The sequence below is a fragment of the Marinomonas sp. G8-14 genome (assembly GCF_055808935.1).
The window spans coordinates 3641564-3662359 of the sequence record NZ_CM147891.1 but is presented as its reverse complement, the minus strand read 5'-3'; the positions used below and the strand labels follow the sequence as shown (position 1 = coordinate 3662359).

19 protein-coding genes and 1 pseudogene are annotated in these 20796 nt (G+C 43.9%); 11 read left to right on the top strand and 9 right to left on the bottom strand.

Annotation, left to right across the window (positions count from 1 at the left end; translation table 11 throughout):
• Nucleotides 1–11 precede the first annotated feature (11 nt).
• From AC0L6V_RS18610 to AC0L6V_RS18595, 4 genes are all read left to right on the top strand, one after another.
• Nucleotides 12–1529: a sensor histidine kinase gene (locus tag AC0L6V_RS18610; protein ID WP_409418901.1), complete on the top strand. Its 1518-nt coding sequence runs from the start codon at nucleotides 12–14 to the stop codon at nucleotides 1527–1529.
• Nucleotides 1526–2872 carry a response regulator c-di-GMP phosphodiesterase, NosR family gene (gene nosR, locus AC0L6V_RS18605; protein ID WP_409418900.1) on the top strand — a complete coding sequence of 449 codons (1347 nt, stop codon included), beginning with the start codon at nucleotides 1526–1528 and terminating at the stop codon, nucleotides 2870–2872. Before AC0L6V_RS18610 ends, nosR begins: the two co-directional genes overlap by 4 nt.
• A gap of 109 nt (nucleotides 2873–2981) precedes the next feature.
• Nucleotides 2982–4622, top strand: coding sequence for a diacylglycerol kinase family protein (locus AC0L6V_RS18600; protein ID WP_409418899.1), 1641 nt, complete (start codon nucleotides 2982–2984; stop codon nucleotides 4620–4622).
• Between the two features lie 202 nt (nucleotides 4623–4824).
• Nucleotides 4825–5427 carry a cytochrome b gene (locus AC0L6V_RS18595; RefSeq protein WP_265219843.1) on the top strand — a complete coding sequence of 201 codons (603 nt, stop codon included), beginning with the start codon at nucleotides 4825–4827 and terminating at the stop codon, nucleotides 5425–5427.
• Nucleotides 5428–5515: 88 nt separating this feature from the next.
• On the opposite strand, the gene AC0L6V_RS18590 is transcribed toward AC0L6V_RS18595, so the two are convergent.
• From AC0L6V_RS18590 to AC0L6V_RS18580, 3 genes are all read right to left on the bottom strand, one after another.
• Nucleotides 5516–7504, bottom strand: coding sequence for a BCCT family transporter (locus tag AC0L6V_RS18590; protein ID WP_409418898.1), 1989 nt, complete (start codon nucleotides 7502–7504; stop codon nucleotides 5516–5518).
• Between the two features lie 260 nt (nucleotides 7505–7764).
• Nucleotides 7765–8217 (bottom strand): PA2169 family four-helix-bundle protein, encoded by a 453-nt coding sequence (locus tag AC0L6V_RS18585; RefSeq protein ID WP_265219840.1) that lies wholly within the window; start codon nucleotides 8215–8217, stop codon nucleotides 7765–7767.
• 154 nt (nucleotides 8218–8371) lie between these two features.
• Entirely contained in the window at nucleotides 8372–8833 is a 462-nt protein-coding gene (locus tag AC0L6V_RS18580) for an Lrp/AsnC family transcriptional regulator (RefSeq protein ID WP_418138493.1), read from the bottom strand.
• Nucleotides 8834–8969: 136 nt separating this feature from the next.
• Here AC0L6V_RS18580 and AC0L6V_RS18575 point away from each other — a divergent pair, with 136 nt between their 5' ends.
• Complete coding sequence (locus AC0L6V_RS18575) at nucleotides 8970–10010, top strand: zinc-dependent alcohol dehydrogenase family protein (RefSeq protein WP_409418897.1); 1041 nt, start codon at nucleotides 8970–8972, stop codon at nucleotides 10008–10010.
• A gap of 74 nt (nucleotides 10011–10084) precedes the next feature.
• Here AC0L6V_RS18575 and AC0L6V_RS18570 read toward each other — a convergent pair whose 3' ends face one another.
• The 3 genes from AC0L6V_RS18570 to AC0L6V_RS18560 form a co-directional block, all read right to left on the bottom strand.
• Entirely contained in the window at nucleotides 10085–11374 is a 1290-nt protein-coding gene (locus AC0L6V_RS18570) for a dicarboxylate/amino acid:cation symporter (protein WP_409418896.1), read from the bottom strand.
• A 197-nt stretch (nucleotides 11375–11571) separates the two neighbouring features.
• A complete protein-coding gene (locus AC0L6V_RS18565) occupies nucleotides 11572–13782 on the bottom strand; it encodes a PepSY domain-containing protein (protein ID WP_409418895.1) in 2211 nt (736 codons plus the stop codon).
• Nucleotides 13783–13800: 18 nt separating this feature from the next.
• A complete protein-coding gene (locus AC0L6V_RS18560; protein WP_265219836.1) occupies nucleotides 13801–14274 on the bottom strand; it encodes a DUF2271 domain-containing protein in 474 nt (157 codons plus the stop codon).
• A gap of 187 nt (nucleotides 14275–14461) precedes the next feature.
• Here AC0L6V_RS18560 and AC0L6V_RS18555 point away from each other — a divergent pair.
• The 3 genes and pseudogenes from AC0L6V_RS18555 to AC0L6V_RS18545 all read left to right on the top strand — a co-directional run.
• Nucleotides 14462–14736, top strand: a pseudogene (locus AC0L6V_RS18555) (response regulator); the annotation flags it as partial.
• Between the two features lie 165 nt (nucleotides 14737–14901).
• On the top strand, nucleotides 14902–15126 hold the full coding sequence (locus tag AC0L6V_RS18550) for a winged helix-turn-helix domain-containing protein (RefSeq protein ID WP_418139099.1): 225 nt from the start codon (nucleotides 14902–14904) through the stop codon (nucleotides 15124–15126).
• Nucleotides 15116–16453: a sensor histidine kinase gene (locus AC0L6V_RS18545; RefSeq protein ID WP_265219834.1), complete on the top strand. Its 1338-nt coding sequence runs from the start codon at nucleotides 15116–15118 to the stop codon at nucleotides 16451–16453. The genes AC0L6V_RS18550 and AC0L6V_RS18545 overlap by 11 nt, the downstream gene beginning before the upstream one ends.
• 12 nt (nucleotides 16454–16465) lie before the next feature.
• Here AC0L6V_RS18545 and AC0L6V_RS18540 read toward each other — a convergent pair whose 3' ends face one another.
• Nucleotides 16466–16846 carry a winged helix-turn-helix transcriptional regulator gene (locus AC0L6V_RS18540; protein WP_265219833.1) on the bottom strand — a complete coding sequence of 127 codons (381 nt, stop codon included), beginning with the start codon at nucleotides 16844–16846 and terminating at the stop codon, nucleotides 16466–16468.
• 139 nt (nucleotides 16847–16985) lie between these two features.
• On the opposite strand from AC0L6V_RS18540, the gene AC0L6V_RS18535 reads away from it, so the two are divergent.
• The 3 genes from AC0L6V_RS18535 (at nucleotide 16986) to AC0L6V_RS18525 (ending at nucleotide 18479) form a co-directional block, all read left to right on the top strand.
• Nucleotides 16986–17537 (top strand): flavodoxin family protein, encoded by a 552-nt coding sequence (locus AC0L6V_RS18535; RefSeq protein WP_265219832.1) that lies wholly within the window; start codon nucleotides 16986–16988, stop codon nucleotides 17535–17537.
• Between the two features lie 229 nt (nucleotides 17538–17766).
• Nucleotides 17767–17958, top strand: coding sequence for an Lrp/AsnC ligand binding domain-containing protein (locus tag AC0L6V_RS18530; protein ID WP_265219831.1), 192 nt, complete (start codon nucleotides 17767–17769; stop codon nucleotides 17956–17958).
• Between the two features lie 113 nt (nucleotides 17959–18071).
• On the top strand, nucleotides 18072–18479 hold the full coding sequence (locus AC0L6V_RS18525; RefSeq protein ID WP_409418893.1) for a GFA family protein: 408 nt from the start codon (nucleotides 18072–18074) through the stop codon (nucleotides 18477–18479).
• A 7-nt stretch (nucleotides 18480–18486) separates the two neighbouring features.
• Here AC0L6V_RS18525 and AC0L6V_RS18520 read toward each other — a convergent pair whose 3' ends face one another.
• Both AC0L6V_RS18520 and AC0L6V_RS18515 read right to left on the bottom strand, forming a co-directional pair.
• Nucleotides 18487–19644, bottom strand: coding sequence for a methionine aminotransferase (locus tag AC0L6V_RS18520; protein ID WP_346433243.1), 1158 nt, complete (start codon nucleotides 19642–19644; stop codon nucleotides 18487–18489).
• A gap of 145 nt (nucleotides 19645–19789) precedes the next feature.
• Nucleotides 19790–20710, bottom strand: coding sequence for a LysR family transcriptional regulator (locus AC0L6V_RS18515; protein ID WP_418138492.1), 921 nt, complete (start codon nucleotides 20708–20710; stop codon nucleotides 19790–19792).
• Nucleotides 20711–20796: the final 86 nt, after the last annotated feature.

Here is a 20796-nt window from a genome sequence, read left to right as displayed (position 1 = left end):
AGGAGACGGACATGGAATACGAAGCGGCTTTCCAGCGAGAGCGTAAAGCACGTAAAAATGCAGAGGCCATTCTTGAGCAAAAAAGCCGCGAGCTTCACTTTGTTAATCTTGCTTTAAAAGAAAATGTTGACTCTCTACACTTTGCAGTACGAGAAAATAAATTTCTTATTCATATTGGTCGATACGGTCTAGAAAAACCGCGTTTTCGTGATTTTCTGCCCACTATCGTCAATGACATGATGCATCTAAGCGACATGTCCTTTGCCGCTTTTGCCCATTTCCCATTCGATCGCAATCAGGCTGACACTTACTCTGCGCTACTACAAAATCTCGGTCAACATGAAGAGCAAGCACTAGAAATCAACAGCAATGAAGCCAAAGAAATCATTAACGAAGTCGAACACCATGTTAAAGAAAGGAAAACGACACATTTACAGATTATCGATTTGGTCATCAATGGGAAGAAAATCGATACGGTCATTGCCTTACCAGTCATCAGCCTAGATTATATTAGCGGCATCATCTTTTTGTTTAGTCAAGGATTAACAGACAAACAAAATCAGGTACTGAATGTCTTCAAAACAGGAATCAAACAACTCGCCATAATAATGGAGCACAGGTTTCAGGAAGACAGGCTGCTGGAAAGTTATAAAGAAATCACCAGTGCTAATGAAGCGCTAAAAGAAGCACAAAAGAAGCTTATCCAATCAGAAAAAATGGCAACCGTTGGGCAACTTTCGGCTGGGATTGCCCATGAAATTAATAACCCAATGGGGTTTATCAAAAGTAATATGAAGTCTTTAGGCGAATACCTTAATGACTTTATAGACTATGCTGCCGCATCTAAAGCGTTAACAAAAGCCTCTCTTCGATCTCCTGATTCTAATGTCAATAAGCCAGCCCAAATCGTCGAGAAGATTTGGTGTGATATTGATATGAACTTTTTAATGCAGGATACACAAAACCTTCTTGATGAGTCACAACAAGGTGTTAAGCGAATTATCGACATCGTCGGCGGCTTAAAACGCTTTTCACGTCAATCAGACAATCAAAAAGAAGCCTGTAAGATCCATGAAATTATCGATGAAGCATTAAGACTCGCCAATAATGAACTAAAGTTTAAGGGCGTGGTAAACAAGCATATAGACGACGTACCAGCAATAATGGCAAATAGCGGTGAACTTTTGCAGGTGTTTTTAAATCTATTTGTGAATGCGTCTCATGCAATGAATGAACATGGCGAGTTAACGATAACACTAGCAGAAGGCTCAAATGGCATCACCGTAAAGGTTGCCGATAACGGTTGTGGTATTGATGAAAAAGACTTGAAGTCTATTTTCAATCCATTTTTTACCACCAAAGACGTGGGTGTGGGTACCGGATTAGGCTTATCGATATCCTATGGCATTATTGAAGATCACCAAGGCACCATTGAAGTGAAAAGTGAACTAGGCAAAGGGACAGAATTTAGCATTTGGTTACCTTACCAAGACACTCGCGCAGCCAGTTTAAAGGAGAATGCTACATGAACATCAATGTATTAGACATGGAGGATCAGGAAATACTGCCAAGCTTACTACTGGTCGATGATGAAAAAAATGTACTGTCATCTTTAAAGCGTTTATTTCGCAAAACAGAGTGCAATGTATTTATAGCGGGTAGCGGCCACGAAGGACTAGAAATATTAAAAGAACACAATATTGATATTATCATTTCTGACGCCCGTATGCCTAAAATGACTGGACCTGAATTTTTAACTGCTGCGGCAGAGCAATATCCACATACAAAGAGGATTCTTTTAACTGGCTATGCAGATATGGAAGCGATCGTTGAGGCAGTAAACTTAGGTAAAATTTCTCATTACGTAGAAAAACCATGGGACGACGAAAAACTGCAACAATTGGTTGAAGACACTTTAGTCACTATAAATCTAAAGAAAAAGAATGAACACCTGCAGTCTCTGCTTGCCTCTCAGAATGAAAAACTCATCGCAATGAATGAATCATTAGAAGCAACGGTCAAAGAACGCACAAAAAAAATCATCGAAATTAACTCTGCACTACAGGAAAACTACAAGAGTACAATTGATCTATTTGCCAACCTGTTAGATATGCGGAATCCCAAACCTAACGTTGATGTGCCCGATATAATTAGCTTAGTAACAGACATGGCAGAACTGTTACATTTACCGCAAAGAGAGCTTATTCATCTTACTAGGGCCGCTAAAATGCGTTACATGAGCCAAATGAGCTTCGCTGATGAACTGCTATTCACTCCTTACGTTTTATTATCAGAAGAACAAAAACACGAGTATAAACAGTATCCGTTAAAAGGGGCGATGTTACTTAAAAACATCCGCCCTTTAGTGACCGTTGCCGACATTATCCTTCACCATAAGGAATATCTAAACGGTGAAGGTTATCCTAGAGGAGAGAAAGGCGAATCCATTCCTAAGTCCGCCCAAATATTAACCGTAGCCAATGATTATGTTGAGTTAATTACAGGCCGCCTGTTAGAAAAAACGCTAACCCATCAAGACGCAATCAACTATTTAGAGACCAAATCCGGTACTCATTATTCTGTCAGTGCCGTTGAAGCGCTAAAATCCTCTTTATCTTTGAAGAAAGTTGAAACGCCTATCAACGACCTTCATGTTACCTCTCAGCAACTGACAGCAGGAATGGTATTGTCTCGAGACTTAAGAAATCATAACGGCGATTTTTTACTCAGCAAAGGGGTAAAATTAGCAGACAGTACCGTTATGCTTCTAACAGAACTGGAAAAAAGCGCTAAAAAAGAGTTTCAACTATTTGTCGACATACCACTTGGATTAGAAGTACCCCGCAAACTCCTAAAAAAACTTTGCAACTGATTTTGCACTGTTTACCTAGCTTTACAGCATCCTCACTTCTCCCTGCCTTTATTTTAATAGGGGGTGTGGTACTCTGTTTACACTATAGCTGGACTCTAGGAGAGTGGTATTGTTTAAACCAAACTATTATTTATTGATCACGGCTGTCTTTGTATTGTTGGTTATTATGACTCGCAATGTGTATTTTCAGTTGGCTTGGGCATGGTTTGCCTTGTCATTTTTCACCGTCAGTCTTGCCTATCTTCTTAATAAACCGACTATTTTTCGCAAACGCTCCGATGGCACGGTGCCCGTCTATATTCGTTGGGTATTTATGCCATTTTTGTGGAGTACACAACTCTATAACAGCTGGGCGAGAAGCACAGATTCGGTTCCTGCATTGCAAAAAATAGATGACGGTTTATACCTTGCGAGACGCTTATTCCCATCGGATATTCACGATATCAAAAACGCTAATATCAGTGCGGTATTAGACGTGACCGCCGAGTTCAGCTCACTAAACTGGATGTCTTATCAAGCCGATATTGATTATTTGAATATTCCGATTCTTGATCATTCTGTACCGTCTGATACACAAATCCACCGCGCGTTGAATTGGATACACACACATCGTAAAACGGGACGTTCCGTTGTTATTCACTGCGCTTTAGGTCGTGGCCGTTCTGTATTTATGATGGCGGCGTACTTACTCAGCCAAAAACCCAAATCATCGCCTGATGCTATCATGGATAAGATCCGCGATATTCGCCAAACCGCTCGCTTGAACAAACGTCAGTTTAAGCATTTAAAACGTGCTTTAGATAATAAGCTTTTAGTGGTACATAACTCCGCGTGGCTAATCGCCAACCCGGTATCGGGCTCTCGTCAATGGGAGGAACAACAAGACGTTATTTTGCGCTATTTATCCGCTTACTTTAATGTCACGGTCAAAACCACCACACCAGAAATAAATGGTACCGATCTAGCCAAACAAGCCGTTAAAGCCTCACCCGATATGATTATCGCTTGCGGTGGTGATGGAACGGTCACAGAGGTCGCTGCGGCTATGGTTGGCACTCACATTAAATTGGGGATCATTCCCTTTGGGACGGCCAATGCTTTAAGCCATGTACTATGCGGTACGCTCTCAAAAGTAGCCTCACTTGAAACCATCTGTTTAAATCTGATCGATGGCTGCGAACAGCGAATTGACACCGCAACCTGTAATGGCGAATTAATGTTATTGCTCGCTGGCGTTGGCTTTGAGCAACAAATGATTGAAAAAGCCGATCGAGAAAAGAAAAACACCAGCGGTCAATTGGCTTATTTAAAGGGCTTATGGGAGGCCGTCGGACAAAACGAAGTGCATGAGTTTTCCGTGCAACTCAATGATGAAGCCCCCTTTACCATAAAGACGCCAAGCTTAACCATTGCCAATGCCGCACCTGTTACGACGTTATTGGCACAAGGAAAAGGTGTGCCCAATATTATGGATGGTGAGCTGGATTTAACTTGGTTAGATCCTGACCGCATGCAAATATTGAACTTAGCAGAATTGGCCATGCTTGGCATGGGCGATAAAAACGAAGACAGTGAATCCGTTGAGGGCAACAATGGTATTTTCCATCGTTCAGCACAACGTGTCACTGTGGATATCAGTCAAGTCGGTCACTATGTCATAGACGGCGAAACGCGTGAAGCAAAGACGCTAGAAGTCGTCGTCAGACCTCAATCCTTAAGCGTGATCGTGCCCGAGTCGATAATTAACTAGCTTCACCATCCTTGCTGCAATACCTGAACTAGAGCCTCAATTTTTATTAGGCTCTAGTTGTAGGTGTCACAACTTCACAACAAAACAACTTCAAATGATAACAATTATCGTTATAATAAAATCTCTTATACCATCACTTTTAACCACTAAAATACATTCACGATTTCAGGACACGGTTAAAAACTAGGGAGATTTAGGTTTAATGACGTTACATGTGAACAACGCCGACGCCTCAAATCAAGGCAAGACACATCCCCGAAACAATCAGTGGCGAGACGGCTATAACCACTATGGGAAAATCAGCCGAACACTGCATTGGCTAACAGCAGTACTCGTCATACTGCAATTCTCTATTGTGCTGGCTTGGCGGGGAACAGGAAAAAATACGATTACATTATTCTTAGACAGCATAGGCCCACATGGGTCACTAGGTCTTCTGATTCTAGCTGTTACCCTTGTTCGTTTATATTGGACATGGCTAAACCGAAAACAACGCCCACCAAAAGCACCAGGCCTAGGTGGAAAAGTTGCACACCTCGTTCATATTAGCTTTTATGCGTTACTGCTTTTTTTGCCAGCTTTTGCACTTCTACGTCAGTACGGTGAAGGTTATGAAATACGCTTATATGGCATGACAATACTACCTGAAGCAGAACGTCACATTGCCTGGATGGTTGCTCCTGCCGATCTGTTACACAGCCCTCTCTCATGGCTACTGGCAGGATTAATGATAGGCCATATAGCAATGGCTCTAATACACCGCTTTTGGTTCAAAGATAACATTTTGGCCCGTATGGCAGGATGAAATGCTGCCAACTAAAAAAGCCAACATTCACTCTTGCTAAGCGAATGTTGGCTTTTTACTAAGTCCTAGCTATTTTACTAGATCTAAACTAAGACACAGTATTCCAAGGTAATTGCCCAGGCGCGGAATCAACGAAGTTGAAGTACTGTTCTAGCTGGTCAATCAAGTCACGTATTACCTCATCTTGACTACAGCCGTAGAGTTCATAACCAAGGGCACCGTTACGAATATATACGTCCGCTTGCCAATGAGTGTCGTATTTCGAGTTTTCGCTGTGCGCTTCTGGGATTTCATGTTCCGTGGCGATCACTTGGTAATAGAAGTCCAATTTTTCGTCACGCTCTAGTTGAAAAGTGACGCCGTTTTCTTCTTTGGTAATATTGGCTTTCCAACCATGAGTCGCCAATTCCTTCTGAACTTCCACCATCGCTGGCTCGACAACATCTTTGATAAAGTGCTTTACCTTGGCTTCGCCAGGGAATTTAAACAAGGTACTTAAGCGCTTACGCCAGCTACCTTCGTTACTAAAGGCTCGGCCCGGTGTCGCTGCAGCTTCTACCGCGGCCCCACGATGACCCTCGATTACCAAGGCTCGCCATAAACCAAGTGCGGCAACCAACATGATGATGGCAAAAGGCAAAGCAGCCAAAATACTCATGGTTTGCAGTGCGCCTAAGCCACCAGCCAATAACAAGGTTGCAGCGATAATACCTTCAAGAGATGCCCAAAAGACTCGTTGCCAAACTGGCGTTTCTAGCGCACCACCAGACGCCAAGGAATCCACCACTAAGGAACCAGAGTCTGACGAGGTGACAAAGAAAGTAATAATCAAAAAGACGGTGACCACAGATAAGAAGGTCGACCAAGGTAGCAAGTCATAGAACTGAAACAAGGCAACCGAATGATCCGCTTGAACTTCACCAATCAGCACATCCTTACCCTGCTCCATAATCAAATACAGCGCGGTATCGCCAAAGATAGCAAACCATAAAAAGGTAAACAGAGTCGGAACCGCAAGCACGCCAAAAATAAACTGACGAATCGTACGACCACGGCTAATCTTGGCAATAAACAAACCAACAAACGGTGCCCAAGCGATCGTCCAAGCAAAAATAAACAGCGTCCAATTACCAATCCAATCACTTTGCGTATAAGCCTGTAGATTAAAAGTACGCTCGACAATGTTACTCAGATACGAACCAGTGTTTTGTACAAAAGCATCAAGAATATGGATGCTTGGGCCAACAAAAAACACAATCACCATGATGAATACAGCCAAGCCCATATTCAAAATCGACAGGTTTTTCACCCCTTTATCCATACCCGCAACCACAGAGCCAATGGCAGCTAAGGTGATTAAACCAATAGCGGTGATTTGCACCATGGTATTAATCGGAATGTCTTCCCAAAGATAATGCAAACCTGCATTGATCTGGGTAACCGACAAGCCAAGCGTAGTGGCCAAACCAAATAAGGTACCGAGAATCGCAAATACGTCGACAATATGACCAATAGGGCCGTATATACGATCACCAATCAGAGGATACAGCGCCGAACGCACCGACAGCGGCAAGCCATGACGGAACGCAAAATAAGCCAGCACTAACCCCATCAGGCCGTAAATACCCCAGATATGTAAGCCCCAATGGAAATACGCAATCTGCATGGCTTCACGAGCGGCACCAATGGTCTCTGCGGTCGCATTGGGTGGTTGGGAAAAGTGCAAAACAGGTTCTGCCACGCCAAAAAATAACAAGGCAATCCCGTAACCAGCCGAGAAAAGCATGGCAAACCAAGCGGGAAAACTGTATTCAGGGTCTCCGTGATCTGGGCCTAAGCGAATATTGCCCCAGCGACTAAAACCAATACAAACAAGAAATACGAGAAAAATCGCGGTCGCCAGCATATAAAACCAGCCAAAGGTCTTAGTCACCCAAGCCAATGCACTTTGAAATACTTCTCCTGCAAGCTCTGGATTACTTAAGGTTCCGACGATAAGAAATAGGGTAACGACAACGGTTGGAATAAAGACTGGAAGCAAAATCGCCCCCGTTGCCGTCTTTTGTGAATAGGTCATAAAGGCTCCTCCTTTGTGCATACTTTGACAAAAGCGGACAATAATTGCAAGAAAATGTTTAGACATCTAAACATATGGCACGTTAAGTGAGCCTGTCGAATGGACACAAAAAAGCCAGCATTGACCCTAATCTGCCAATGCTGGCTTTCGTATTACCGCCGTATTCAGCGACTATTTTTCTTAACTGCCCCCCTGATCTCGTTTTAACCAACAGAGATTAAGCAGTGAAATAAAGCGCTGTTTGATTCCAGTACAAATTGTTAATGCTGAGCGGCTACTTGCAGTGCTTTCATTTCGTCATGACACTCTTTCATTCTAACTTTAACGCGGCGCAAAGTGACTTCACAATCTTGCGTTTGTTTTCTCTCAAGCGCTAAATCAAGCTCTTCGAGCACCTTGTCTTCTACTTCTTCTAACTGATCAATGTAAGTAAAAGCAGTCGATTCGCTGGAGATCTTAGACATCAACTTAGTATAAGTTTGGCGCGCTTTGACTAGATTATTGGTATCGGTTTCTACTTCACCTTGCTGATCGACAGCGAATGGCTGCAGCTCAGCAACCGCTTCCGCTTTAGCGCCAATCATGCGATTAAAAAAAGCGTTATAAGTGCTGTCATCTAATTTGGTTTTCGCTTCTTGGTAGAATTCAATACCGCCGTTCATTACTTTAATAATGTCTGTAATGTGGTGGGCATGTGCAGTTTGATTTTGCATCTTTCCTCCTAAGCTCAATAGCTCCTAGTTAGCGTTTCACTTACTTCGTGTTCCTGCATACATATTTGGTGATGGCAGGATTAAAAACAACCGCATTTCAAGAGATGCACTTAGACTGCATATTTATTACAAAAAGTAGATACACTCTTGATCATTACACTGGCAACCAGGTTGAGGCTTTAAGTTCTCGTAAAGATATATTCGAAACAATTGCGGAAACACCAGGCAATTTCCTCAGCACTTGGTCGACAAAACGGCTGTAATCGTCTAAGTCTTTGGCGACTACTTGCAGTAAGAAGTCCGCCGCGCCTGTGGTGTTATGACACGACAAGACATTGTCACAATGCTTAATAATCTTTTCAAACGCTTGAGTCGTGTCTTCATCGTGTTGATTACATGTCAGCTGCACAAACGCCATCACGCCAAAGCCTAATTTACGACGATCTAGATTCGCCTGATAATCGGTTATGATGCCTTCTTCCTCTAGGCGTTTTAATCGTCGCCAACAAGGTGTTTCACTCAACGAAAGTTCACTGGCTAGCTTTGCGTTCGTCAATTTGCCATCTTGCTGCATACGTCGAACAATATCAGTGTCTACCTTATCCAAAGCCGCCATTGAAAGATTCCTCTCTAATTTATCTATTATTAGAAATAGTATTTCTTAAGTTCGCTAATATTCAAGGAAAAGAGCAAAGTAATTTCTCGTGCATTAGGTAGGCTACTCATTAGATGATTACCAACAGGAGCACACCATGAAAGCCGTTGTTTACGAAAGCTTTTCAGCCACGCCTAAAATTATGAATGTCGAAGACCCAACACCAGAAAATCATGGTGTTGTGATCAAAGTTGAAGCCACTGGCGTTTGCCGAAGTGATTGGCATGGCTGGATGGGACACGACCCAGACATTGTGCTGCCACACGTTCCTGGTCACGAATTTGCCGGCATTATTGAAGCCGTTGGCAAAGATGTTCAACGCTTCAAAGTCGGTGACCGAGTTACTGTGCCCTTTGTTAGCGGCTGTGGCTCTTGTCATGAATGCCATGGCGGCAATCATCAAGTCTGCGGTAATCAAACTCAGCCAGGCTTTACCCATTGGGGATCTTTCGCGGAATACGTTGCCATTCATCACGCGGATGTGAATCTAGTTACCCTGCCTGAAAACATAGACTTCACCACAGCAGCCAGTCTTGGCTGTCGCTTTGTTACCTCGTTTAGAGCGGTGGTTGATCAAGGAAAAGTCAGCGCAGGTCAATGGGTGGCGGTGCATGGCTGTGGTGGTGTTGGCTTGTCAGCCATTATGATTGCCAATAGCATTGGTGCCAATGTGATTGCCGTGGACGTGACAGACGATAAACTTGAGCTCGCAAAAGCCCTAGGCGCCTACGCAACCATTAACGCCACCCACGTAGCCGATGTCGCTGCAGCCATTAAAGACCTCACCCGCGGCGGGGCTCATGTCTCAATCGATGCTTTAGGTCACCCAACAACCTGTATCAACTCCATTAAAAGTTTGAAAAAACTCGGCAAGCACGTTCAGGTCGGCTTGTTGCTAGGCGAGCAAGCCACACCGCCGATTCCAATGAATTTAGTCATTGCCCACGAGCTAGAAATCATCGGTAGCCATGGTATGCAGGCGTTTCGTTACGACGCTATGTTGGCGATGATCAAGTCAGGCAAGCTCAGTCCAGAAAAGCTACTCGGCCGAACCATCAGCCTAGAAGAATCCATTGCCGCACTGATGAATATGGACAAGGCAAACCCACCGGGTGTCACTGTGGTTACACGTTTCTAAAGACTACTTGGTCCATAAAAAAACGCTTACCTCCAAGAGGTAAGCGTTTTTTTATTATGAGAACGTAACCGTTTTTAGGCTTGCTTTTTCTCTAGATGCAATTCAGAGAAATTCCCAGCGTCAGGGTCATTATATATCGCTTCATCTAGCTGCCCTTCGCTCTTAGCCACCACGATAGATACCATGGCATCGCCTGAAACGTTCACCGAAGTCCGAATCATATCTAATAATCTGTCAACACCCAGAATCAAGCCAATGCCTTCAATCGGCAAGCCAACTTGAGCAAATACCATAGACAGCATGATCAAGCCCACACCCGGTACACCAGCGGTACCAATAGACGCTAATACGGACATCAAAATAACGGTTAAGTAACCCATCATGCCCAGTTCAACGTTATAGATATTGGCAATAAAGACAGTGGCAACACCCTGCATTATGGCCGTACCATCCATATTGATGGTTGCGCCAAAAGGCACAGTGAAAGACGCTACCGAGTTTTTCACCCCCATGCGTTGAGTCACAGTACGCAGGGTCACAGGAATGGTTGCGTTGGAGCTTGAAGTACTAAAAGCAAACACCTGAGTGTTGCGCATTTTCTTCATGAAGGTAAAAGGGTTCAAGCCTGATAAGACTTTTAAAATCAGCTGTAAAGTCACAAATAAATGGAACAACAAGACACCAATCAAAACCAAAACATAACCAAGAAGTTGAGCTAGTAAATCCATACCCAAATCGGCAATCGCTCTAGCAATCAAACAGAAAACCGCATACGGAGCTACTGCCATGATGATGTTAACCATCTTCATCATGATTTCATTCAGCGCTTCGATAAAGTCGCTAACAACGTTGGCTTTTTTCCCGACCATTAAGATACTGACGCCAAACATGATAGAGAAGAAAATCACTGGCAGCATGTCACCATCCGCCATCGCACTGATTGGATTAGATGGAATGATATTGATTAAGACAGTTGAGAGCGGTGGAGATTCTTTGCCCGTGAAGCTCACAGAAGACTCTGCATTCATGCCTTCACCAATACCAAAGCCTGTTGCAATAATTAACGCTGCAGCAATGGCAATGGCTGTCGTCACTAGGTACAAAAAGAAAGATTTGGAGCCAATTCTTCCCAGCAATTTAATGTCGCCGATACCACACACACCACACACCAAGGAGAAGAAGACTAGCGGCACAACTAGCATTTTGAGCGCATTTACAAACATGGTACCAACGACTTTAAACGCACCATCGGTTAAGTAACTGTTTGCCCATGTTCCGTCAGCGTTTAGGCCGGTTAAATTAAGGATCAGTCCAACAATGATACCGAGCACCATTCCAAGTAACACTTTAAACGTTGTATTCATAAGTTTCTCTCTAATTCCATTTTCCATTAATTTGGATAGCAAATGGCTATGGCTCTAAAATAAAAGTCAGGCATATTACCTGTCCTTTTAGTGCATCTAAACCACTTTTTTGGCAGAAGGGATATAAACAGTATTACTGTAAAGCTCGATATGAGCAAGAAACGTACAAAGCGTTGCTTAGTAAGCAACTCAAATGACTAATAAACATCCTCCAAATAACGGCCCTGAGCTTTTAAGGCATCAACATTGATCTGCAATGGTTTGAGTATGTCATTAATCGCCTGAGCGACACCGGCAGCCATGCCTCGGCCACCACAAACAAGGATCTGCGCACCTTGCTCTAACATTTGTCGTACCGCGGTTTGATCTTCTAACAGCTTGTCCTGCACGTACGCTTTTTCAGCGGCTTGGCTTTTCGTTTGTGAGAAAGCCGTTTGTAATCCTGTTAAACGATGATCGTTAAGATAACGGCCAAGGTCGGGTTGATAAAGAAAGTCTGCTTCTTCATTGCGTCCGCCCCAGTAAAGGAACATCGGATTGCGCTGAGTATTTTTACGAATAAAACCCGCCAACGGCCCAATACCCGCCCCAGCGCCAATAAGAATTACCGGATTACCTCCGACTGCAGGACGAAACTCAGGGTTTTGACGAATAAAACCTTCAATGCCATCACCGAGTTTTAGAGCATGTAAATAACCAGAGCAAAGGCCATAAGGCTGTTTACGTACGCAGATTTCTAATACGCCATCGGTTGTTGAGGATGCTAAGGAATAAAAACGTGCCACGTCATCATTTGGTGGCACAATCCCCAATAAATCTCCCGCTTCAAAAAAAGGTAATGAATCCGTACCTACCGCGCTAAAGCGAAAAATACTCGTGGCAGCCAAGCCTTCTAGACCATAGTCTTCACGATCTATCAGCGTCAGTTTTGCTGTCGGAGTGGGCAGCGGGTTATGAGTTAAAGCAAGCGGAATACCTGTCACCTCAGCAATATCATTACCCCATTCCCGAAATTGTGCAGAAGAACCTCGATTGATCAAACCTACCGAATGAATACGGGCTATACCTTTGTTTTGTAAAGCTGCATCCACATCTAGCGCATACTGACAGAATTGCGGAAACTGCTGATCACCGAAGCCCAATACGGCAAATTGCAGCGTCTGATCCGGCCGAAAGCTCGCTAATTTTGTTAAAAAATTATGGGCAGAAGACGGTGCATCGCCATTGCCGTAGGTCGAAGTTAAAATAAACAATCGCTTCGCGCGTGGATAATAATCCGCCAATTGATTCATCTCAGCGCAATACACCTTACAACCCACTTTACAGAGGTTTGCTTGCAGGTCTCGAGCAAACCCCCAAGTTGTATTGCCCTCAGATCCGACCAAAATAATGGTATCCGCTTGCTCAATATCCACTGTGTTGATCTGGCTATTAATTTGAGTAATGGCCGAACGGCGACGAATCCACCAAGACTGAGCACCAGTATAAGACAACACAGGCACAGTCAACGCAGAAGCACCTAGGATTAACCCTAACAACCACAAACCTTCGCCTGTGTGGAGTTTCGTCACCAATTGTTGTAGTACGCCGCTTTCAGGTAAAACCGCAAAAGAAAGCCATTGGCCTGTTGATTGATCGACAAATCCAACGCCACTACGTGTTGTTACCGAGTAGACATCTTGTCGGTCATTAGGAGCAGGAAAGGTGAGCTCTCGCAGTTCACTTAAATCTATGTTTTTTAATGCTATTAACGAGTTGACAGGAGCGGGCAGTCCACCCGATACAGCATTAGGAAACTCGGCTTCCACATAAGTATGATCGGTAAAAACACCAAAGCGCAGTGCTGACATATAGGCACCGGTTAATGAGGAGAGAAGCAAGCCAAGTACCGCGAAACGCGCTAACTCCGAATGAATACGTTTGCCGCCTTTGCCTTTAAAAGGTCTAACTAAGGCTTTCCAACCACCAATGCGACGCACCAATAAAAAGGTTCCAGAAAGACAGATCAGCATCATAAAACCAGCGGTCACACCCGCCATGATTCGCCCCATGTCACCCAATAAAAAAGAACGATGCAGATCCTTTACCCAAACCATCACAGCGGAAGGTCGGTGCGGTGCAATACTTTCGCCAGTTAACGGATTAACCAAGTCTGCATGAGACTTTTCGTCTTGTTGATAATGCACAATGACTTCGCCAGAAAGATCTCGTTCTATACGTTCGGCTTGTGGAAAATGCGTCACTACATGTTGCGCCAGCGTTGCAACGCTTACCTCACCTACTGCTGGAATCACAGCGACGGCTCGATGAAATGTCGGCATCAAAGACAGCACCGCACCAGTACAGGCCAGCGTTATGACAAATAGCATCACCGCTAAACTTGGTAAACCATGCAACTTGCGTAACATAACCTTTACTCCACCCGATTATTTAAGATCGTAAGTAAATGACATCACATATCCGGACCCGATTACTGTTTTGCCGGATCCTGCTGTTGTCAAAGGCGTCGACACATCCGCTTGGTTGCTGTTTGCGTCTTCGACAGCGCTATCAATCACTATTTTATAGCCAGAGTCGATCAAGTTATTGTCTATGTTCTGAGTAATGGTTAACGATCTACCGCTGGTGATGCTTGCTCCAGTTTTGCCGTCGTATTCAGCACTTTTTTTACCGCTTGCACGAGACCAGCCACGTAAGTGCGAATAATATTTACGTTCTTTGCCTGCAACCCAAATCGTCTGCTGGTACTTGTCATTGGCGTCCATAAGATAAATCGCAAAATACGCGCCGCTGCCATTGTAGCGAGCCAGTTGGGTAGTAAAGGTTACTTCCCGAGCCTGTGCTGACATGGACAATGCCAAGCCTGAAAAAATGCTTAACGCCAATAGAATGTGTTTCATCGTGGTTTCCTTTTAAGATCTGATAACAGCACTCTATAATCCTTTCCTGACTCTGAGCTGAACGCCGATATTTTTATAAAGACAGAAGCTCTCAACAAAATCGAAATAGCCTTTCTCGTCTCGCCTTTCAGGTTAATGTCAGGTCAATGAGCTATGATGAGCAAAACAATCTAATCAGAGATACGGCATGCGAGTATTGTTAATAGAAGATACCACTGGGTTAGGAGAAGCCGTTCGCGATCAAATTCGTGATGACGGTCACGCAGTAGATTGGGTGCAAAGCCTGAATTTTGCACAAGCCAGCGTACAAACCACCAGTTATAACTTGATTCTGCTCGACCTTATGTTGCCGGATGGCAATGGCTTTGATTTTTTAAAAGCCTTAGAAAATCTGGAGACTCAACGCCCGTTATCATTCTTACCGCTCGCGATCAGGTATCGGATCGAATTGAAGGACTAAACGCCGGAGCCGACGATTATTTAATCAAGCCTTTTGACCTATCCGAATTATCAGCTCGAGTCAGTGCGGTTGCTCGACGTTATCGTGGCGACCCAAATCCGCTCGTCAAAATCGGTCATTTAGAAATAGATCTGAGTGAACATCGCATCAAGGCGAATGGACAAAACGTGGAATTGACTGCGCGTGAATGGGCGCTATTCGAAGGCTTTGTACAGCGTCCAGGTACTCTATTGTCTCGTTCACAACTTGAAGACCGTTTGTACCAATTCGGTGCCGAAATCGAGAGCAATACCATTGAAGTTTACATCAGTCGGTTACGCAAGAAGCTGGGGCGAGATGTCATTATTACCGTCAGAAACATGGGTTATCGTTTGGAGACTTATGAGCACTAACGCTAGCTTAAAGAAAAGTCTGAGCATCGGCCTAACTTTGGGCGTTTCATTACTTTGGTTGTTCGGCGCCATCACTTCGGGGTTGGTGGTGCAAAAAGAGATGAACGAGTCCTTTGATAAAGCGCTCAAGAAGTCTGCTCAACATATTCTGCCCTTGGTGATTGCCGATTCCTTTAAACAACAAAACAATGACTGGCTCGGCATCCCAACGCTAGAAAATGATGATGAATACCTCACCTATGTGGTTAAAGATCAGCAAGGCAATGTGCTGTTGCGTTCAAAAGATGCCAATCCGCAGATATTTGGCGAAGCCCTAAAAATAGGTTTCTCGAACACCTCGACCCATCGAATTTACACCACATCCGCATTAGAACATCGTGTTTATATTGAAGTGGCTGAACCTCTAGAGCACAGGGAAGAAGACCTCATGGAGGCGGCGATTGCGTTGCTACTTCCCTTACTGTTTTTAGCGCCAATTAGCTTGTTAGGTATCTGGTGGATTATTCGATTGTCTCTTCGTAAAGTCGTTATCTTTCAACACGCTATTGAAAAACGTGGCGCAGGGAATTTATCGCCAGTGGAAATGGAAAAACTCCCCAAAGAATTTAAACCCATTGCGGTGGCCGTCAATCGCTTGCTCGAACGACTACGTCGCACATTAGAGGCAGAACGCAGCTTTACCGCCAACAGTGCCCATGAATTACGTACACCTCTGGCGACCGCATTGGCCAAGGTGCAACGAATCAAATCGATCACACAAGACGAGCATTTAAAACTGCAAATTACCGATGTTGAAAGCTCTCTAAAAGGTCTATCAAAACAGTCTGAGAAGTTACTCGAATTAGCCAAAGCGGAAGGCGGTGGCGCTATTTCACAAAAGCCGCATAACCTTGTGCCTATATTGAAGATGATAGTGGGCGACTTTACTCGTCAGTCACCAGAAAGCATCAAATTAACCTTGCCGACAAGTGACATTAACTCTCTGTTAGACCCAGATGCCTTTGCCATTCTAGCGCGTAACTTGATTGAAAATGCGCTCAAACATGGTCGAGCTAATCGTCCAGTGGAAGTGAGTTTGCTGGAAGGTGGAACGCTGCGAGTGATGAATGAGTGCGATCTTGTTGCACCGCAAGACCTCGCCTTGTTGCGCAATCGGTTTGTGCGAGCAAACACGACCGCTTCTGGCTCGGGTTTGGGGCTAGCGATTGTCGATGCCATTACTACAGGTGCGGGAATTACCTTGCAGCTCAGATCCCCAGCGATGGGTAAACAGGACGGCTTTGAAGTGGAAGTAAATGTAAAACCTAGAACAAACATTAGCGACTAATATAGCCAGCTTCTAGGCATTAGCATTATCGTAATTTTTTTGCGCCTGTTTTACCTGCTCTATATTTTGTTCTGCCCAATCAGCAAACAGTTCAATCGTTTGAGCAAAATCATGGCCTAAGTCGGTTAATTGATACTCTACGGTTACCGGAACGGTAGCAAAAGCGGTTCGCGTAAGCAGCCCATCTCGTTCCAATTGTTTAAGCTTTTGTGACAAAACTTTTTGTGAAATACCTTCTACTTCTCTTTTAATCTGATTAAATCGAAGCGCTTCTTTTCTCAGTAAACCAATAATTAACAAGGTCCAATGATCGGCAAGGCGATCAAAAAAAGCTCGTGCAGGGCAATCTTTAGAATAAATACTGTACGCTAGAAAATCTGTCTTGTTCTGCATAGTAGTTTCTCTCAAGTAACCTAGTCACCTAAAAGTTACTTATTGTATAGTTAGTTTCTAAAACATACTATCGAGTTTGTTTCAAAAAAACGAAGCCTTACCTCGTATTAATTCATCTAAAAAAACATTGGAGCGAGTAATGAAAAAGACAGTCGTGGTTTTCTTCTCTGGGTACGGACATACCAAACGCGTTGCAGAGTATGTTGCAAAGGGCGCTAACGCGCAAAGCATTCAAATTGATGAAAATGGTGATATTACTGACGCGGATTGGGATACTTTGAACGCAGCAGACGCCATCATTTTTGGGGCGCCAACTTACATGGGTGGTGCACCTTGGCAATTTAAAAAATTCGCTGATGCTACCTCTAAAGCTTGGTTCACCCAAGCGTGGAAAGACAAAGTATTTGCTGGTTTTACCAACAGCGCCAGTTTAAATGGCGACAAACAAGTCACACTTATTTACCTGCAAACACTCGCATCACAGCATGGTGGTATTTGGGTAAGTTTGGGACTTCCACCTGCCAATGCGCTTGCAGCGACACGTAGCGACGTAAATAATCTAGGTGGCTCTGTGGGCGTTTTAGTCCAATCGCCTTCAGACGCTGGGGATGATGCTATTCCTGAAGGCGACCTAGAAACAGCTCGTCTTTACGGCGAACGTGTTGCTAACATAGTGAATCGCTTTAATTAAGTAATATTTTAACTTTTCAAACGGCATGCTACAGCCATGCCGTATTCTTTCTTATACGCAACGTTTAACAACCCTAACTTTCCTGTTTATCCACATAAGTTACCTCTTTGTTCCTTTGTAAATCGCAGCTTAAGGTGCTTTAATTCCCCACTATTCGCTGGCACTAATTCTTCGAAATTTGTTTTATTCAAATAACAGCGCACATTAACAATCCAAAGAGGAAACACTTATGGTTACCGCTATTATCATGCTTTCTGTTGAGAAAAAGCACATCAACCAAGTCGCTGAGAAACTTGCGTCTATCGAAGGTTTATCTGAAGTGTATTCTGTCAGTGGTTCATACGATATCGCTGCTATCGCCCGCGTACAAACTAATGACCAACTGTCTGAGACTCGTTACGCAACACCTTGCTCAAATTGATTATATTTTGAAAACAGAAACCATGTTGGCGTTTCAAGCGTATTCAAAACATGATTTGGAAGGTATGTTTTCCGTAGGCGTTTAGTTTAAAAACTCTTTTTGGCGGAGTAATTATGAGTCACCTTCATACTGGATCTTGCCTATGTGGCGCCGTTAAATTTGAGTTGGAAGGCGAATTTAAGAAGTTCTTCCTTTGTCATTGCAGCCGTTGCCGAAAAACCTCTGGCACCGCACACTGCGCCAATTTATTTGCACCGGGCGCTACGCTTACTTGGTTGAGTGGCGAAGATAGACTCCGTTTTTATCGTTTAGAAAATACTAACTTTGCTCGCACTTTTTGCTCCGTGTGTGGCTCCAATGTGCCTACAGATGCGAAAACACGCGGCTTAGTCGTCGTTCCTGCGGGTTGCTTAGACACAGAGGTCGATATCACCCCACAAGCCCATATATTCATGGACAGCCGTGCCAACTGGGATGAAAAACTGAACGAAATAACTTGCTTCGATCAGCTTCCTCAGTAGGTCTCTTTTATAAAGCCGTCAAACGTCTGGCGGCTTCTAATAAAGTGCTGTCTTCCTTCGCAAAACACAAACGAATCAGGCGCTGATCTTTAGGAGCTTGTTGATAAAACACACTAATCGGAATCGCGGCGACACCGACTTGGTCAATTAACCATTCACAAAACGCCACGTCGTCCAAATCACTGATCGCGCTGTAATCCAATAATTGAAAATACGTACCCTCGCATGGCAATAAGGCAAAACGGCTGCCAGCCAATGCGCTTCTCAGTACGTCACGTTTTTGCTGATAGAACACCGCTAAATCAGCACTCGCTTCAGGCAATGCAATAAGATGCTCCGCCAAGGCTTGTTGCAAAGGTGTTGCGGTACAGAAGGAGACAAACTGATGCACTTTGCGCAGTTCCACGGTTAATTCCGCTGGTGCCACAATGTAGCCCACTTTCCAACCTGTTAAGTGAAAGCTTTTACCAAAAGAAGAAACTACCAAGCTGCGTTTAATTAGCTCAGGGTGTTGGTGAACACTTACTGCAGATTTACCAAAGTGAATAAATTCATACACTTCATCAGACAGTACATAAATGTCTCGGCTCGCAATCGCTTGCCATAAGGATTCTAAATCTTCCGCCAACCAACAGCTTCCGGTCGGATTGTGTGGCGTATTGATTAAGACCAAACGCGTTTTATCAGTAAGCAAATCAGCAAACGCCTGCCAATCAGGGCGAAACTCAGGCGCAGTTAAGGTCACTCGACGACAAACACCACCCGCTAAGGTCACTGCTGGCTCATACAAGTCATAAGCGGGATCAAACAAGATCACTTCATCGCCGTTATGCACTAACGCAGCAATCGCATCAAAAATGGCTTCCGACGCACCACTCGTCACCGTAATCTCGTCAAACGCGTTAACTTTTCGGTCGTAATGATGTTCGATCAAGCTGGCAATCGCTTCTCTTAAAATTGGCAAGCCAGTCATAGGCGAATATTGATTATTACCGGTTAAAATCGCCTGCGATGCACGTTCCAATAATCGAGCATCAGGTGGGAAATCTGGGAAACCTTGCGACAGGTTAATCGCGCCTTTTTCGGCGGCTAACGCCGACATTTTTGTGAAAATAGTCGTGCCGACTAACGGCAGTTTGGAAATAAGTGCAGAAGCAATGGTCACAATGATTTTGCCTCATCATATAAGGTTGGGCATTTGAAAATACGAACTTGAGAGCCATTCTCTATGAAAAAATAATGCAGAGTCAAAGGTTATTGATCTCGATATATTAAGGACAAGAACAAACCCATTTCGTTGTTCCCCTGCATCACATTCTTGCTTTGTATTCTCGTGCGTAATTACGGCATTCAACGATGCAGTTTAAGATTCTAGGGTCTCTTTCACGACTCGCTAGACACACCATGACGACTTGCTGTTTCATATCGGCCATATTTTCCATCGATAATAATTTTATTTTGGTATCAAAGACATGCTCTACACGACGTGGCAATATGGCGTAGCCAACACCGCCACTTACCATGCTCATTAACGAAAATATGTCCCCTAATTCCATCGCAATATTGGGTTGTATCCTGGCTTGCTGAAAGACTTTTTTGGTGTCTGCGGAAGTAGCAAAACCATCTGTTAATGTAACAAAATTTTCGTGCTGAAAATCCTCGAGTTTAATTTGGCTCTTATTGGCGAGAGGTGAATCACAGCTCACGGCCAACATCAGCTCATCTTCAAAAAGAGGCAGATGGGTATACTCTACATCATCAATGGTTTTTTCCGCTGAGATCAGGATCACATCGAGTTCAAAGGACCTTAGTTTGCCCAATAAAGAAGCATTTGAACCTAATGATAGCTCGATATTTAAGTCACTTTTGCGGCGTTTAAGACCGGCGATTAGCTGCGGTAATGTGCTGATAGTGAGCGAATACAACGCGCCTAATTTGAATTGATTGGAATAAAGACCGGCGACTTCTCGAGTGCTGGTGATCCCATCTTGGAGATCATTTAATACTTGTGTGACCCTTTCCTCTAACACTCTAGCGCTGGGTAAAGGCGTCAGTAATCGACCTTCTTGTCGAAACAAAGGACACTTCAATCCTTCTTCAAGAGAGTGTATCGCCCGATGAACACTTACTGAACTGAGCTGCAGCTTCTCGGCCGCCTCAGACAAAGTGCCCACTTTCATAAAGGTCAGAAACACTTCCAATTTCTTTAGGGTGATCATTTCATCAAACATAATTCTTTCCAGCTTTTTCTTAGAGCGTCACTGCTCTCTATTATTTTTTTCAAAGATTATTAGCATGAGAGTAATGATTCCACAAG

Excerpts from the sequence above, each read along its gene's own strand:
- AC0L6V_RS18610 (WP_409418901.1), top strand. The coding sequence starts at position 12 with ATGGAATACGAAGCGGCTTTCCAGCGAGAGCGTAAAGCACGTAAAAAT.
- nosR (WP_409418900.1), top strand. The coding sequence starts at position 1,526 with ATGAACATCAATGTATTAGACATGGAGGATCAGGAAATACTGCCAAGC.
- AC0L6V_RS18595 (WP_265219843.1), top strand. The coding sequence starts at position 4,825 with ATGACGTTACATGTGAACAACGCCGACGCCTCAAATCAAGGCAAGACA.
- AC0L6V_RS18590 (WP_409418898.1), bottom strand. The coding sequence starts at position 7,504 with ATGACCTATTCACAAAAGACGGCAACGGGGGCGATTTTGCTTCCAGTC.
- AC0L6V_RS18585 (WP_265219840.1), bottom strand. The coding sequence starts at position 8,217 with ATGCAAAATCAAACTGCACATGCCCACCACATTACAGACATTATTAAA.
- AC0L6V_RS18580 (WP_418138493.1), bottom strand. The coding sequence starts at position 8,833 with ATGGCGGCTTTGGATAAGGTAGACACTGATATTGTTCGACGTATGCAG.
- AC0L6V_RS18575 (WP_409418897.1), top strand. The coding sequence starts at position 8,970 with ATGAAAGCCGTTGTTTACGAAAGCTTTTCAGCCACGCCTAAAATTATG.
- AC0L6V_RS18570 (WP_409418896.1), bottom strand. The coding sequence starts at position 11,374 with ATGAATACAACGTTTAAAGTGTTACTTGGAATGGTGCTCGGTATCATT.
- AC0L6V_RS18565 (WP_409418895.1), bottom strand. The coding sequence starts at position 13,782 with ATGTTACGCAAGTTGCATGGTTTACCAAGTTTAGCGGTGATGCTATTT.
- AC0L6V_RS18560 (WP_265219836.1), bottom strand. The coding sequence starts at position 14,274 with ATGAAACACATTCTATTGGCGTTAAGCATTTTTTCAGGCTTGGCATTG.
- AC0L6V_RS18545 (WP_265219834.1), top strand. The coding sequence starts at position 15,116 with ATGAGCACTAACGCTAGCTTAAAGAAAAGTCTGAGCATCGGCCTAACT.
- AC0L6V_RS18540 (WP_265219833.1), bottom strand. The coding sequence starts at position 16,846 with ATGCAGAACAAGACAGATTTTCTAGCGTACAGTATTTATTCTAAAGAT.
- AC0L6V_RS18535 (WP_265219832.1), top strand. The coding sequence starts at position 16,986 with ATGAAAAAGACAGTCGTGGTTTTCTTCTCTGGGTACGGACATACCAAA.
- AC0L6V_RS18530 (WP_265219831.1), top strand. The coding sequence starts at position 17,767 with ATGGTTACCGCTATTATCATGCTTTCTGTTGAGAAAAAGCACATCAAC.
- AC0L6V_RS18525 (WP_409418893.1), top strand. The coding sequence starts at position 18,072 with ATGAGTCACCTTCATACTGGATCTTGCCTATGTGGCGCCGTTAAATTT.
- AC0L6V_RS18515 (WP_418138492.1), bottom strand. The coding sequence starts at position 20,710 with ATGTTTGATGAAATGATCACCCTAAAGAAATTGGAAGTGTTTCTGACC.